Here is a 14,518-nt window from a genome sequence, read left to right on the forward strand (position 1 = left end):
CTCTTCTCTATCAACGTTTTTCATTATTTTACTTTTATTATATGTACATCATGAACATGTACTTCAATTTATTATAAGAAGTTTTTTATCGATTCGCAACCGGGCTTTGTAAATAATACGTTAAAATCCCCGCAGCAACCGCAACGTTTAATGATTCTGCCCCGCCGTAAATTGGAATATACAAGTTTTGATCACATTTTGTAAGAATTTCTTGGCGTACACCATTTCCTTCGTTTCCTACAATTAATGCAAAACTTCCTGTCGGTGTCACTTCTCCATAAGGAACTCCATTTTCCAGAGCTGTTCCGTATACAGGAACATTCTTCTCTTTTAGCTTATCTATCCATTCTTCTAAGTTTCCTTTTACAATCGGTAAATGGAAAATAGAACCTTGTGTAGAACGAAGCACTTTACTATTATAGGCGTCCACACAGCCTTCTCCAAGTACAACGGCATGAATACCAGCTGCATCTGCTGTACGAATAATCGTTCCTAAATTACCTGGGTCTTGCAAGCTATCTAATAATAGAAATTTCCCATCTGTAAGATCTACTTCTTTCTCATGCTTCTCACAAACCGCAAATACACCTTGTGTCGTTTCTGTCTCGCGAAGTACCTTTACAATCGCTTCAGGTACAATATACATTTCAACGTCAGTAACCGTCCAATCTTTCGGAAGGTCTGTTTGATCTGAAACAATAAGTTCTGTAATAATTCCTGCCTTTAAAGCTTCCTCCACTAAGTGGAATCCTTCTACAAAGAATAACCCTTTTTTATCGCGCTCTTTTTTCGTCTGCAGCTTTTTCCACTGCTTTACACGCGGATTTTGTACTGAATCAATGTTTTTCATTCTATGTATTCCCTCTCTTCTTGTCTTCTCATTATAGCCTATTTTTCATACATATTTACATAAAAAAGAACAAAAACTAACGTCAGTTTCAATTCAGAAGAAGAGGTGAAAAGAATGAACTTTAATCTACGCGGTGCCGTATTAGCAAACGTTGCAGGAAATACGCAAGGCGAGTTACAAGAGACAATTGTAGAAGCAATTCAAAGTGGTGAAGAAAAAATGCTTCCAGGTCTTGGGGTTTTATTTGAAGTCATTTGGCAAAATGCCGACGAAAATGGAAAACATGAGATGTTAGAAACACTTGAGCAAGGATTAAAAAAATAAGCAGTAGGAAGTCACCTTAGCATCATCTAAGGTGACTTTTATGTTCACAATAAATTCTCCTCTCCTAAACATTTCTACTTTACTAACATAACGTGATGGAGTACAATGTTCAAAATACATTTAAACCTATCGATTTTCTTTATATACATCAATAGATAAAAGGAGTGAATGTTTTATGCACCGTATTACGCTTGAACAAATTTTCAAACATCATATTACACAAAAATACGTAAACCGTTCTGGAATGGTCCATGCGATTGCCGTCGCTTACCATGCGTTTCACTTAGCCAAAAAGCACCACGCCTCAGTCGATGCGGCAACAAAGGCTGGTTTTCTTCATGACATAGGACATCATACATGGTACACAGGCGGAGAATGGGACTATGAATTGTATAAAAAGAATGATATACATGCGATTAAAGGAGCAGAAAGAGCTCATAAATTATTAATCCGATTAGGGGAACACCCGAAGCAAGCAAAGGAAATTTCTGTTGCTATTCTCCTGCATACCGATTCTTTTCTAGTAGAACAAACAATTGAAAGAACACCTCTACAAAATATTATTAAGTGGGCGGACGAAGCAGATGAAGAGCCAGGCGGAGCGCATCACTACCGGACAATTTCTTATGAAAAAGCATTGAAAGCAATTCAGCAATTAGACAAAATGGTAGATCGCGAATTACAAACTCAACAATCGACATCCTCTGCTCATATTACTGTAAATAAAAGAGGTGAACACATTTGTTAATCAAAGTGAATGAACTCACAAAAGAGGTATCACTACGTGGCGATACCTCTTTTTATTATTTTATATCTCCTTTCTCATACACCCTACACTTATTCATTCGTTTTCTCATTATCTATTTCTATCAAAATTTATATATTTCTTACTAATATTTAACTCAACACTTATATATATGTAATATTCAGAAATGACAGTTTTATATTATGTGTGTATAATCATATATATAAATAAAAGAGAGGATTCAATATATGCAATCAACAACACAGCTTACGTACAATCAGCAATACTCCATGTCATGGGGACAATTTATTGGGTCTTTTTTGTTTGCTTTCTATGGGACAAGGCTCATATCCGAACTTTTCATAGGCCTTCCAGTTCTTATTTATTCCGAAGAGGTTACTGATCAAAAACAAATCACCTTAATCACATCCATTCAAGATACCGGAAACTCATTATTACTATTAGGAATTTTATTGTTATTTATTTACAAATACGAACCGCTAAGAAACTTGATTGTTCCAGCGATTAACTTCAAAGCACTCAAAAAGGTTAGTACATATATATACTTATTTCTTTTCTTTGGACTAAGTATTGTTATTAATTCATTTATACTTATGCACCTATTTCCTGATGCAACAAAGGAACAATCCTCCGCTTTAAATTTGGAGGTGTTAAAACAGTATAAACTCTTATTACTGCTAGGAAGTGCTGTATTTATCCCCATTTTCGAAGAGCTCATCTGCCGCGGCATTATCCTTCATTTCTTTCAGCAGCGTTTCCCATTTTGGGTAGCTGCAATCGGCTCTAGTTTCCTCTTTGGAATAGGCCATACATATTCATTAGGTGTTATGGTTACTACATTCATTATGGGACTATTCATGGCTGTTTTATGTAAGAAGACGAATTCAATCATTCCAGCTATTTTGTTTCATATGATGAACAATACACTGGCACTTTTATAAAGAAACGGTATCGCTGCTCAGCGATACCTCTTTTGTTATTTTACAACAAGTTCAAACACCTCATCTTTTAACACTTTTCGACAATCTATTTTCTGCCTGTTCTTGTATTACACTGCATTTACATGAGTTAAGAAATGCCATGATAAAAAGCCCAATCTCTCAATTTAAACGCTGAGAAATTGGACGGTTTCGTTACTCTATATATGATATACGCATCAATTATAAAATAATAGAAAATAGACAACTGGTATTAAGCAATTCAATCATCATATCCCTAAAATTTATTCATTCTTAAGTATAGGAACCCAAAGCTCACTATTTGGCTCTCTATCAGGTGCTAAATAATTTTCAATGCAAGGAAAGTCTGCCAATTCGTATCCTGAAGTAGGTAACCATTCCGTGTATAGACGCTCCCAAGCAGCAGCAACATTTGGAAAAACAACCCATGTACTTTTCGGCATCACTATTTTCTCCATATCGCCAGTGAATTCCCCCTTATAACGACATCCCATAAAATAATCAAATTCTTCATCTGTAATGGCGGCTTGTTTTCCACATACACCTAAAATCCCTTCTAATTTGCATTGTGGATTTTCCCATGACATGTCTACGAGTCGTTGCAGTAATCCATTCTTATTCGCTTCTTCCCATAATGTAGGAATTATATTGGAAGCATTCTTTGTAACGACTTTTTGTTTCACTCCTACGATCTCAATCTCAAAATCTAGCACTTCAATTCTATAATCCATTTCTACATCCCCTTTAATCGTAATTTGAAAGGAAATTCTCGGAAAGGCCTTTAATTCGATCCCGTTACTACGCGCCTCTGTCGGAGTGACCCCATGAAGACTCTTAAAAGCGCGACTAAAAGCATCTGGAGAATCATACCCATACTTAAGTGCAAGATCAATGATGCGAACAACTGTGTTATTTTGCAGTTCAAATGCCGCCTGCGATAGACGTCTCCGCCTGATATATTCTGATAAAGTTAAACCTGTTATAGATGAAAACATCCTTGGAAAATGATACTCAGAGCAGCAAGCCAACTTTGCTACTTCTTTAGCATTTATTTCACTTGATAAATTTTGTTCGATATAATTCATTGCCCTATTGATTCTGTCTAACCAATCCAAATTTCATCATTCCCTTCAAATACATTGTGGATGAAGCAGAAATATATTTCCCGATTTTTTAGAGTTAAATTAAGTCGGATCATTCTATTAAAAATTTGTATGTAAAAATATATTTTTAGTTTATCATTTGACTTCAATAGATTTACAGCCATTTTTCAGTTTATTTTTTCGTTTTAGGGAACACGTAATTTCTTCAGCTAATACGTATAGGGGATTTAATTTTTCTTACATTGATGGGCATATGTCCATCAATGTAAGAAAAAAAGCAGAGAAAATTAATTCTCTGCTTTTCGATTTGGTTTATTTCCTGATGGTAAGAATAGTGATAACACCCAGGCAATACCCGCTAATATTGTTGCGATTAAGAAAGCGTCATTAATGCCGTTAATCGCAGACAACTTCGAAATTTGTCCAAATAATAGTTGCGAGCTCATCGCATCTCCTGCTTGTGCTGATCCAGCCACGGATGCTAAGCTCTGTCCCATTCCATGTACTTTATCAACTAAAATTGGATTTGTTTTTGTTATCATATTTCCGTAATCTGCAACGTGATTCGTTGTTTGTTGCGTCATAATTGTAATTAAGATTGCTGTACCAATTGAACCCGCTACTTGTCTTGATGTATTTTGCGTTGCTGTACCGTGAGAAATTAATTTCATCGGCAGTGCGTTCATACCCGCTGTCATAATCGGCATCATAATGAATGACATACCAATTGAACGTATAATATAATCCATCATAATAACGCTATATGGTGTATCCATCGATAACTTTGTAAATTCATATGTCGCGAATGTCGTAATCGCTAATCCAACAATCGCCAGGGGACGAATGCCGTATTTATCAAATAACTTCCCTGCAACTGGTCCCATAATCCCCATAATTAATGATCCTGGAAGAAGTAATAAACCCGATTCGATTGGCGTAAAGCCACGAATGTTTTGCAAGTAGACTGGAAGTAATAACATACCTCCGAATAGTGCCATCGTTACGATTGCATTAATTAATAATGTGAAAGTGAATGTTGGATATTTAAACACTTGTAAATCAAGCATCTTATTATCCGTTGTCATCTCTCTCCAAATAAATACCACTATACCAATGACACCGATAATAAGTGAAATAACAACTTCTGCACTGCTCCAGCTGTTATTTCCAGCTTCACTGAATCCATACAGTAAGCTACCCAGCCCGATACTTGAACTAATAACACCAAATACATCTAGCTTCGTTTTAGAAACTGGCTGAGCTAATGTAAAGAATTTTAAAGATAGGAATGTAATGATTAAACCAATGGCAAACATCGCATAGAACATTAAGTTCCAGCTATAATTTTCAATCACCCAACCTGTTACAGTTGGTCCGATAGCTGGTGCTAAAATCATTGCCACTCCAAGTAATCCCATCGCGGCTCCACGTTTATGAGGCGGGAATAGCGTCATGAAAATGTTCATACCAACTGGCATTAAAATCCCTGCACCCACTGCTTGGATTACGCGTCCGGTCATCATCATTGTGAAGTTTCCAGATGTAGCGCAAATGATAGATCCTACCGTAAAGAACAACATCGCTGCTACAAATAGCTTGCGATACGTGAACCGAGAAACTAAAAATGCACTAATTGGCACTAAAATCCCGTTCACAAGCATAAATCCTGTGATTAACCACTGAGCTGTTGAAGTTGATACATTGAACTCATTCATTAATGGAGGCAATGCAACATTAATGATCGTTTGATTTAAAATAGACACGAACATACCAAGAATTAATACCGCTACCACTGCTTTTACATTAACATCTGCTATCGGCATTTGCTGTTTCGCTCTTTCTTGCTTTGGTGCTTCTTGTTTCGATGCTTCTAATTCGACTACATTAGAAGGTTCTTGCTCTAATTGCTTTGTTTCTATCTTATTTACGGCTGGGACTTGTTCTTCTCCCACGTTCGGTTTTTTCTTTCTTAAAAGACGATTTACAAGGAAGAAGACGATGATACAAAATACTGCATATCCTACAATTAAACCTGAGGACATTTTATCTTCCCCCCTTACTTATGAATACGAACTGTCACATTCATTCCAGGAACAATATTAACTGATTTGCTATGATCTAATGAAACTTTAACTGGTACAACTTGTGTTACTTTTGTATAGTTCGCTGTTGCGTTACTTGATGGAAGCATAGAGAATGTATTTGCTGTTGTTAATCCAACTTGCTCTACTTTTCCTGTTAATGTTGTATCAGGATATGCGTCTACATACACATCCACTTCTTGACCTTTTTGCACATCATCAATATCTGTTTCCTCAATATTTGCTGTTACCCATAAATCATTCATATCGTATGCATAGGCAATTGGACTACCTGCCCCAACAAACGCATTTGTCGTTGCATTTGATTGAACAACTGTTGCATTTTTTGGAATTGTTACATCTACCGTTTGCTCACCATTTGGACCCGCTACAGAAACAGCACCTAATTTATCGTTTTCATTGTAATTCTTACCTACTTCAGCTTTCCATTCTGTTAACTTACCTGCTACTGGCGATGCAATCGGGATTACTTTGCCATCGATCTTTGCATTATCTGTTTTTAAATAGTTTTCCGCTTGGTTGTAATAGTAATAAGCGCCAATACCGCCGCCAACTAATACAATTAATGTGATGATGTTGATAATCACCATTCTTCGAAACTGATTCATTGCATTCCTCTCCTTATATCGAATATAATTTTTTCCTAAACTATTTTTACTCCTTTTGTTTATACTGTTTAATTGTTAATTATATTAACAATTAAACAAAAAAAGCACACCTTTCGCTATGCAAAACAATCCTTTGTTTGCATGCTTGCGGTGCTGTTTTCTAAAGGAATATCGTTTATAATTATAAATAATTATTTTGAATCTACAACCGACAATTTGAGCATATATGTTGGTTATCCAACATTTCACTATCTATTTGTTGTTTAAGTGGTTAAAATTCAGCAAGGAGAAATAAAATGTCTATTAAAAATACAAACGATCCACGTGTGAAACGAACGAGACAATTAATACAGGATGCTTTTGTCGCTTTAGTAGGCGAAAAAGGATTTGAAAATGTAACAGTTCAGCATATTGCTGAACGTGCTCCTGTCAATCGCGCTACCTTTTATAGCCATTATCATGACAAATATGACTTATTAGATAAAAGTATCGAGGAAATGTTAGTAAAGCTTACCGAAATAATTAGGCCCAAAAGGCATAATAAGGAAGATTTTCAGCTTATATTTAACTCCCCTCATCCAACTTTTCTAGCCCTATTTGAGCACATCGCTGAAAATGCTACCTTTTATAACGTCATGCTTGGTGAAAAAGCAGCAGGAAACTTTTTTTATAAAATGATGAAAACAATTCAAACACATTTAACGTTAAGCTTATCCATTTCACAGCCAAATGATGAAGAACTCATGATCCCACGCGATATTCTGATTAGTTATGTAACAGGTGCTCATCTTGGAATGATTATATCATGGCTAAAAAAAGGTATGATTTACTCGCCGCACTTTATGGCAATGCAACTAACAAGGTTAATTATTTTAGGAGCCCACGCTGCCGCTGGATTAGAAAAACCTTTTGAAATATAAAAAAGCGAAGAGATGTCTTCGCTTTTTTTATTAGTTAAATGTAATATTATGTACAGTCTCTTTATCAAGACGTTTGATAACTTCTACAATTAACTTCACTGCATTCTCATAATCATCACGATGTAACATTGCTGCGTGAGAATGAATATAACGAGTTGCAATCGTAATTGCCATAGATGGAATACCATTGACTGAAACATGAATTGCACCTGCGTCAGTCCCGCCACCAGCTACAGAATCATATTGATAAGGAATGTCTAATTCATCCGCCACATCAACTACGAAATTGCGAAGCCCAGTATGTCCAATGACTGATGCATCATATAAAATGATTTGTGGTCCGTCACCCATTTTACTTTGCGCTTCTTTCTCTGTTACTCCTGGTGTATCACCAGCAATACCAACATCTACCGCAAATGCGATATCTGGTTTAATATAATGTGCAGATGTTTTCGCACCGCGAAGACCTACTTCTTCTTGAACAGTTCCAACACCGTATACAACGTTTGGATGCTTTTCATCTTTTAATTGTTTTAACACATCAATTGCAATTGCACAACCAATGCGGTTATCCCATGCTTTTGCAAGCAGCATCTTTTCATTTTTCATCACTTGGAATTCAAAGTATGGTACAACTTGATCTCCTGGTCGTACGCCCCATTCCATTGCTTCTTCTTTGCTAGAAGCACCAATATCAATGAACATATCTTTAATTTCAACTGGTTTTTTACGAGCTTCCGCTGGTAAAATGTGCGGTGGTTTTGAACCAATCACACCTGTCACATCACCTTTACGCGTTACGATTGTTACACGCTGCGCAAGCATAACTTGTGACCACCAGCCACCAACTGTTTGAAAACGAAGGAAACCTTTGTCATCAATTTGCGTAATCATGAAACCAACTTCATCTAAGTGACCAGCTACCATAATTTTCGGACCGTTTTCTTCCCCAACTTTTTTCGCAACTAAACTTCCTAAATTATCTGTAGAAAGTTCATCTGCAAACGGTTCGATATACTTTTTCATTACTTCACGTGGTTCGCGTTCATTCCCTGCGATCCCACGTGCATCTGTTAATTCTTTTAACATTGTCAATGTCGCGTCTAATTTTGTCATTACCAATACCCTCCTTTTTCTTCAATAAATTAATTATACAATAATTAAATCGAAATATTCAAAAATCAAATCAATATCCTTGTGTTTGGCGCTGATGATTTACTTCGTTCTTATCTAAATATGCTTTTTCAATTTCTTCTTGTCCAAAATCAAGAGCTTGTCCAAGGCGAAGATAGCTTGTAAATAGTTCAATATAATTTGTAATAGATGGTTGGTCCGTAAAACGAATCACTTTTGCATATGTGTCTAAGAAAATTTCAACTTGTGTTTTGTTCGTTTGTGCACATTTATAAAACAAGAAGTTTTTATCAATTCCTAAGTCAATTCCAATCGATAAAATAAAGTGCAAACCATCTACATATTCTTCAAGTATAACTTCACGCTCAGCTGCTGGCTTGGTGCTCCAATATTTAAAACAACGTGTTTCATTTGCAAGTTCTCCAATTTCAACAAGAAGTGCTAACATCTTTTCCTTTAATAGCTTCTTCGGTTGTAAGTCATGCCCTTTTACAATACGATCATCTAATTCTTTTTGTAATTTAAATAGTTGTAGTAAGTCCATTCTATTCCTCCTCCAACATCGCATAAAACAATGTTGTTTCATCTCATATTTATTGTAAGCTAAAAAATCCTACCCCTTACTATCTAATTAGCTTCCTATCCCTTTATGAAATAGCTTGTCCCTAAATCATCTAAACATTATCTACATATGATGAAACTTCCATATCATCTTTCCATTATAACAGTGTCATTTCCACTAGGAAAGATTCCTTTCTTTATAATAAAAACTACAGTAAAAAAGCCAGAGGAATCTCCTCTGACTTTTTTACTGTATGTTCTACTATATTCTTCTATGTTGTTACAACTTTCATACTGATTTTCTCATATTAAGCATAACACGTCCGTTAATTTTCCTTTCCTTCATGTAAACGCCTCTCGTTATAGGTACAAAAAGTTCTTACAAATTCATATTAATACAATAGAAGAAAAGAAAACGATTCTAATTATGGAATGATTAAAAATAAAAAAACCTTAGAAGAAAATCTTCTAAGGTTTTTAAACAATTATTTTAAGTTGCTTTTTGCAACTGTTGCTAATTCAGTGAAAGCTTTTTCGTCATGAACAGCTAAGTCAGCAAGCATCTTGCGGTTAACTTCGATACCAGCAAGTTTTAAACCGTGCATTAAACGGCTATAAGAAAGACCATTCATGCGAGCAGCTGCGTTAATACGAGTGATCCATAATTTACGGAAGTCACGTTTCTTTTGACGACGGTCACGGAACGCATATAATAAAGACTTCATTACTTGTTGGTTAGCAACTTTGAATAAAGTATTTTTAGAACCGTAGTAACCTTTCGCTAGTTTAATCATTTTTTTACGACGTTTACGAGTAACTGTACCACCTTTTACTCTTGGCATAATATTACCTCCTAGTGTGTTCTATATATCAACCGAACTTATTTTAAGTTGTCAAGCATTTGACGAATACGTTTGTAGTCACCAGCGCTTACTAGACCAGCTTTACGTAGTTTACGTTTAGCTTTTGTAGATTTGTTAGCGAATAAATGGCTAGTATAAGCGTGGTCACGCTTAAGTTTACCAGATCCAGTTTTTTTGAAACGCTTTGCAGCGCCGCGATGAGTTTTTTGTTTAGGCATAGGTATTTCCTCCTCTATCTATTACTTATCGTTTTTCGGTGCTAAAACTAAGAACATACTACGTCCTTCCATTTTAGGCTTAGATTCAATTGTACTAACTTCAGCACAAGCTTCTGAGAAGCGATCTAAGACACGTTGACCGATTTCTTTATGAGTAATGGCACGTCCTTTAAAGCGAATTGACGCTTTAACCTTGTCGCCTTTCTCTAAAAACTTGATAGCATTACGAAGTTTTGTGTTAAAGTCGTGTTCATCAATTGTTGGACTTAAACGAACTTCTTTCATGCTAATTACTTTTTGATTTTTGCGCTGTTCTTTTTCTTTCTTTTGTTGCTCAAAGCGGAATTTACCGTAGTCCATAATGCGGCATACTGGCGGTTTCGCATTTGGAGCAACCAATACTAAATCAAGATTAAGATTTGCAGCTAAGTCTAAAGCGTCATTACGAGACTTGATGCCAAGTTGATCACCATTCGCACCAACTAAACGTACTTCACGTGCACGAATTTGCTCGTTAATCATCATATCCTTGCTAATAGTAAGCCACCTCCAAGGTTTTCTTAGAATACGTTTGTAGTCGTAGAACCCAAACAAAAAAGTGTGGGCATACGAACACCCACACTTGTACGATCTTAAGTAAGAAAGACATTTACCTGCTAACTGCATATGCGTCAATCAGGTGAGAAGCGGGTGCTTCTACTTGTTCTACAAAACAATATTCTATTATCCTTGATGAGTTTATCATAGGATATAACGTCTGTCAAGAAGACGCGTTTTACTAACAACAAGAAATATTGTAACAAACAACACGAATACATGCAATACTTTTTTATGATAAGTGTTGTTTGGTTATTATTTCTAGTTTTTATCCTTAGCAACATAAAAGAAAGCCGCGGCATACCGCGGCTCTTTCTTAGCGTTTTCCTTCAACTTTAATCATATCAACAAATGCATCTAATGCAATTGTTTCTGATTTTTGTTCACCGTATTTACGTACGTTTACGCCGTTTTCAGCCACTTCATTGTCACCTACTACAAGCATATACGGAATTTTTTGCATTTGTGCTTCACGAATTTTGTAACCAATTTTCTCTTCACGAGTATCTACTTCAACACGGATACCAGCGCGTTGTAAGTCTTCCTGTACTTTCTTCGCGTAGTCTAAATGTACTTGCGGAGAAACTGGGATTACTTGTACTTGAACTGGCGCTAACCATGTTGGGAATGCACCTTTGTACTCTTCAATTAAGAAGGCAACGAAACGTTCCATAGTTGATACAACACCTCGGTGAATAACAACTGGACGATGAGGTTTACCATCTTCTCCAACGTAAGTTAATTCAAAGCGTTCTGGAAGTAAGAAGTCTAATTGTACAGTTGAAAGTGTTTCGTCTTTTCCAAGTGCAGTACGAACTTGAACATCGAGCTTTGGACCATAGAATGCCGCTTCACCTTCAGCTTCATAGTACTCAAGACCCATTTCATCCATCGCTTCTTTCAACATACCTTGTGCTTTTTCCCACATTTCATCGTCAGCATAGTACTTTTTAGTATCTTCTGGGTCACGATAAGATAAGCGGAATGAATAGTTTTCTAAACCGAAGTCTTTGTATACCTCTAAAGTTAGGTTTACAACACGTTTTAACTCTTCTTTAATTTGATCTGGGCGAACGAAAATGTGCGCATCATTTAAAGTCATTCCACGTACACGTTGCAATCCAGATAATGCTCCAGACATTTCATAACGATGCATTGTTCCAAGCTCCGCAATACGGATTGGTAATTCACGATAGCTGTGAATATCATTTTTATACACCATCATATGGTGAGGGCAGTTCATTGGACGAAGCACTAATTCTTCATTGTCCATTTCCATTGATGGGAACATACCATCACGGTAGTGATTCCAGTGACCAGAAGTTTCATAAAGCTCTCTGCTTCCTAGAACTGGAGTGTATACGTGGTCATATCCTAAGCTTGCTTCTTTATCAACGATGTAACGCTCAATGATACGACGGATTGTTGCACCTTTTGGTAACCAAAGTGGTAAACCTTGTCCTACTTTTTGGCTATTTGTAAATAATTTTAACTCTTTACCTAATTTACGGTGGTCACGCTCTTTCGCTTCTTCAAGCATACGTAAATGCTCATCTAATTCTGCTTTTTTCACGAATCCAGTACCGTAAATACGTTGTAGCATTTTATTATTGCTATCGCCGCGCCAGTAAGCACCCGCAACGCTTAACAATTTAAATACTTTAATTTTCCCTGTAGATGGAAGATGAACACCGCGGCAAAGGTCGAAAAATTCACCTTGTTCATAGATTGAAATAACAGCATCTTCAGGAAGATCGTTAATTAATTCTAATTTTAGCTCATCTCCAATTTCCTCATAACGGCGAAGTGCTTCAGCACGTGGTACTTCATGACGAACGATTTCTAAGTTCTCGTTCACAATTTTTTGCATTTCTTTTTCGATTTTTGGGAAGTCCTCAACTGTAATTGCCTCTTCCATATCGATATCGTAGTAGAAGCCATTTTCAATTACTGGACCAATACCAAGTTTCACATCTTTATATAAACGTTTTAACGCTTGCGCTAAAAGATGAGCTGTTGAATGACGTAAAATGTACAAGCCATCTTCAGAGTCTAATGTAATGATTGAAACTGCACCATCTTCTTCGATTGGTGTACGAAGATCAATCATCTCATCATTTAATTTTCCAGCCACAGCCTTTTTCTTTAAGCCTGGGCTAATAGAAGCTGCGATTTCTTCAGTTGTTGTTCCTTTTGGAAACTCCTTCACAGCTCCATCAGGGAAAGTAATTTTAACTACATCTGCCATCACTGGTCACTCCTCTTTTTCTCAAAATAAAAAACACTCATCCCGTAAAAAGGGACGAGTGTTGAATTCGTGGTTCCACCCTTGTTTCAATTAACCAAATTGTTAATTGCTCAAGTACAACATAACGGTGTTGACCGTTAGCAATTACTAGAAAAACGTTCACTGCTAAAGTTTAGAGGTGGTAAGTAATAAACTCGTACTAGGAAGCTCACACCCTAAGGCTTCCCTCTCTGAGAATCGTAGCAAATTACTCTTGTCCTCATCGTGACATTTCAATATATTTCATTTATGTAGGTAATTATATGCTCAAAAACTTAGAAAATCAAGGGCGTTCCCCTTATTTTTTAAATTTTTCACGTTGCGCTCAAATTCATGTAGTGCACATAATTGAACTCGTTCTTGAAATACATTTTGAAGGGTAACGATCATATTGTGATCTTGCTCTTTCGTATACAAATAAATCGTTTTCGGTGCAATAGAAAGAAGCGGTGCAATTACCTTCGTGTCAATATATACACTCTGCTTAGTTAGTAACTCCTCATCTATATATTGAACCAATTTCTCCTGCTTTAAACGTATTCCTTTTTCATCATAAAAAATAAAGCTTTCATCAAATACAAGATGTATGCAAGATAACCGTGATTTACGGCTACTCACCTGTTGCCGTAGCATTTCTACAAACATTTGATATTCTTGTTCCATTTTATATTCATCAATCGCTACTTCCGCAAGTCGATGAATCATCTCCCTATATGCGCGGAGACGAAAACGAATATAAGATGAAAAAGAAAACGAAAGCGGGTCACAGATCCACCCTTTTAAAGAAGACATAATACGATCTTCAATTTGATTACGTGTTAAATCCGAAGCAAGCCCTTTTCGTTTTCCATTTAAAATAGCATGTGCCATATGTAAAATTTGATGGCATTCTTCTTGTTCTTCGTAAAAAAACTTTTCTTTTAAAATGGCACGAATCCATTCATTTTGTTTTATATTAACAATAAAATAAAGGAGTACTGGTATTAAAACTTTCTCAATATAATTCGATTCGCATATTGGAATATGAATTGTTACCTTTTGTTCATATAAATAAACACTCGTTTCTTTATATAGCTTTTCCGTTCTCTTTATCAGTTGTTGATATACGTGCGCAGCATCATTTTTTTCTTCGAAACAAATTTCAATCACTCTTGCCCCCCCTTTTATCCCGCTTACAGAGTTGCTTTCTCTCAAGCCCCATAAGAGTTCAGTTCGTGTAAGCTGGG

The 14,518-nt window shown here is 36.2% G+C and carries 15 protein-coding genes and 3 other annotated features (1 of these 18 running past the window's edge); of the genes, 4 read left to right on the plus strand and 11 right to left on the minus strand.

The features are described 5' to 3' along the window. Positions 1–23 (minus strand) — a binding site (T-box leader) (it extends 206 nt beyond the left edge of the window). Between the two features lie 62 nt (positions 24–85). Further along, positions 86–850, minus strand: coding sequence for a TrmH family RNA methyltransferase (locus M014_RS0121975; RefSeq protein WP_026593608.1), 765 nt, complete (start codon positions 848–850; stop codon positions 86–88). A gap of 114 nt (positions 851–964) precedes the next feature. On the opposite strand from M014_RS0121975, the gene sspI reads away from it, so the two are divergent. From sspI to M014_RS0121990, 3 genes are all read left to right on the plus strand, one after another. Then, the gene (gene sspI, locus M014_RS0121980) at positions 965–1,174 is read left to right on the plus strand and encodes a small acid-soluble spore protein SspI (RefSeq protein ID WP_017153966.1); all 210 of its coding nucleotides are present in this window, start codon (positions 965–967) and stop codon (positions 1,172–1,174) included. Between the two features lie 175 nt (positions 1,175–1,349). Further along, entirely contained in the window at positions 1,350–1,922 is a 573-nt protein-coding gene (locus M014_RS0121985) for an HD domain-containing protein (protein ID WP_026593609.1), read from the plus strand. A gap of 245 nt (positions 1,923–2,167) precedes the next feature. Beyond that, entirely contained in the window at positions 2,168–2,881 is a 714-nt protein-coding gene (locus M014_RS0121990; RefSeq protein ID WP_026593610.1) for a CPBP family intramembrane glutamic endopeptidase, read from the plus strand. Between the two features lie 281 nt (positions 2,882–3,162). Here M014_RS0121990 and M014_RS0121995 read toward each other — a convergent pair whose 3' ends face one another. From M014_RS0121995 to M014_RS0122005, 3 genes are all read right to left on the minus strand, one after another. Further along, positions 3,163–4,014 carry an AraC family transcriptional regulator gene (locus M014_RS0121995; protein ID WP_026593611.1) on the minus strand — a complete coding sequence of 284 codons (852 nt, stop codon included), beginning with the start codon at positions 4,012–4,014 and terminating at the stop codon, positions 3,163–3,165. 275 nt (positions 4,015–4,289) lie between these two features. Next, positions 4,290–6,044 carry a DHA2 family efflux MFS transporter permease subunit gene (locus M014_RS0122000; protein ID WP_026593612.1) on the minus strand — a complete coding sequence of 585 codons (1,755 nt, stop codon included), beginning with the start codon at positions 6,042–6,044 and terminating at the stop codon, positions 4,290–4,292. Between the two features lie 14 nt (positions 6,045–6,058). Beyond that, the gene (locus M014_RS0122005; protein WP_026593613.1) at positions 6,059–6,712 is read right to left on the minus strand and encodes an HlyD family secretion protein; all 654 of its coding nucleotides are present in this window, start codon (positions 6,710–6,712) and stop codon (positions 6,059–6,061) included. Between the two features lie 296 nt (positions 6,713–7,008). Here M014_RS0122005 and M014_RS0122010 point away from each other — a divergent pair, with 296 nt between their 5' ends. Then, a complete protein-coding gene (locus M014_RS0122010; protein WP_026593614.1) occupies positions 7,009–7,632 on the plus strand; it encodes a TetR/AcrR family transcriptional regulator in 624 nt (207 codons plus the stop codon). A gap of 30 nt (positions 7,633–7,662) precedes the next feature. On the opposite strand, the gene M014_RS0122015 is transcribed toward M014_RS0122010, so the two are convergent. The 7 genes from M014_RS0122015 to ytxC all read right to left on the minus strand — a co-directional run bounded on the left by M014_RS0122015 (position 7,663) and on the right by ytxC (position 14,441). Continuing rightward, positions 7,663–8,748 (minus strand): M42 family metallopeptidase, encoded by a 1,086-nt coding sequence (locus M014_RS0122015; RefSeq protein ID WP_026593615.1) that lies wholly within the window; start codon positions 8,746–8,748, stop codon positions 7,663–7,665. Positions 8,749–8,818: 70 nt separating this feature from the next. Then, positions 8,819–9,310 (minus strand): dUTP diphosphatase, encoded by a 492-nt coding sequence (locus M014_RS0122020; protein WP_026593616.1) that lies wholly within the window; start codon positions 9,308–9,310, stop codon positions 8,819–8,821. Positions 9,311–9,812: 502 nt separating this feature from the next. Then, positions 9,813–10,169 (minus strand): 50S ribosomal protein L20, encoded by a 357-nt coding sequence (gene rplT, locus M014_RS0122025; RefSeq protein ID WP_026593617.1) that lies wholly within the window; start codon positions 10,167–10,169, stop codon positions 9,813–9,815. Positions 10,170–10,207: 38 nt separating this feature from the next. Next, positions 10,208–10,408, minus strand: coding sequence for a 50S ribosomal protein L35 (rpmI, locus tag M014_RS0122030; RefSeq protein WP_012095718.1), 201 nt, complete (start codon positions 10,406–10,408; stop codon positions 10,208–10,210). Between the two features lie 21 nt (positions 10,409–10,429). Further along, entirely contained in the window at positions 10,430–10,933 is a 504-nt protein-coding gene (gene infC, locus M014_RS0122035; RefSeq protein WP_000973214.1) for a translation initiation factor IF-3, read from the minus strand. Positions 10,934–10,994: 61 nt separating this feature from the next. Further along, positions 10,995–11,116, minus strand: a sequence feature (ribosomal protein L20 leader region). Positions 11,117–11,321: 205 nt separating this feature from the next. Continuing rightward, positions 11,322–13,253, minus strand: a complete 1,932-nt coding sequence (gene thrS / locus M014_RS0122040; protein WP_026593618.1) for a threonine--tRNA ligase — start codon at positions 13,251–13,253, stop codon at positions 11,322–11,324. Between the two features lie 47 nt (positions 13,254–13,300). Continuing rightward, positions 13,301–13,528 (minus strand) — a binding site (T-box leader). Between the two features lie 31 nt (positions 13,529–13,559). Beyond that, positions 13,560–14,441, minus strand: a complete 882-nt coding sequence (gene ytxC / locus M014_RS0122045; RefSeq protein WP_026593619.1) for a putative sporulation protein YtxC — start codon at positions 14,439–14,441, stop codon at positions 13,560–13,562. Between the last annotated feature and the right edge of the window lie 77 nt (positions 14,442–14,518).

The organism is Bacillus sp. UNC437CL72CviS29 (assembly GCF_000482345.1).
GTDB lineage: Bacteria > Bacillota > Bacilli > Bacillales > Bacillaceae_G > Bacillus_A > Bacillus_A arachidis.

Coding starts and splice junctions, on each gene's coding strand:
- infC (WP_000973214.1), bottom strand. CDS start 10,933: ATGATGATTAACGAGCAAATTCGTGCACGTGAAGTACGTTTAGTTGGT.
- thrS (WP_026593618.1), bottom strand. CDS start 13,253: ATGGCAGATGTAGTTAAAATTACTTTCCCTGATGGAGCTGTGAAGGAG.
- sspI (WP_017153966.1), top strand. CDS start 965: ATGAACTTTAATCTACGCGGTGCCGTATTAGCAAACGTTGCAGGAAAT.
- M014_RS0122020 (WP_026593616.1), bottom strand. CDS start 9,310: ATGGACTTACTACAACTATTTAAATTACAAAAAGAATTAGATGATCGT.
- M014_RS0122015 (WP_026593615.1), bottom strand. CDS start 8,748: ATGACAAAATTAGACGCGACATTGACAATGTTAAAAGAATTAACAGAT.
- rpmI (WP_012095718.1), bottom strand. CDS start 10,408: ATGCCTAAACAAAAAACTCATCGCGGCGCTGCAAAGCGTTTCAAAAAA.
- M014_RS0121975 (WP_026593608.1), bottom strand. CDS start 850: ATGAAAAACATTGATTCAGTACAAAATCCGCGTGTAAAGCAGTGGAAA.
- rplT (WP_026593617.1), bottom strand. CDS start 10,169: ATGCCAAGAGTAAAAGGTGGTACAGTTACTCGTAAACGTCGTAAAAAA.
- M014_RS0122000 (WP_026593612.1), bottom strand. CDS start 6,044: ATGTCCTCAGGTTTAATTGTAGGATATGCAGTATTTTGTATCATCGTC.
- M014_RS0122005 (WP_026593613.1), bottom strand. CDS start 6,712: ATGAATCAGTTTCGAAGAATGGTGATTATCAACATCATCACATTAATT.
- M014_RS0121985 (WP_026593609.1), top strand. CDS start 1,350: ATGCACCGTATTACGCTTGAACAAATTTTCAAACATCATATTACACAA.
- M014_RS0122010 (WP_026593614.1), top strand. CDS start 7,009: ATGTCTATTAAAAATACAAACGATCCACGTGTGAAACGAACGAGACAA.
- M014_RS0121990 (WP_026593610.1), top strand. CDS start 2,168: ATGCAATCAACAACACAGCTTACGTACAATCAGCAATACTCCATGTCA.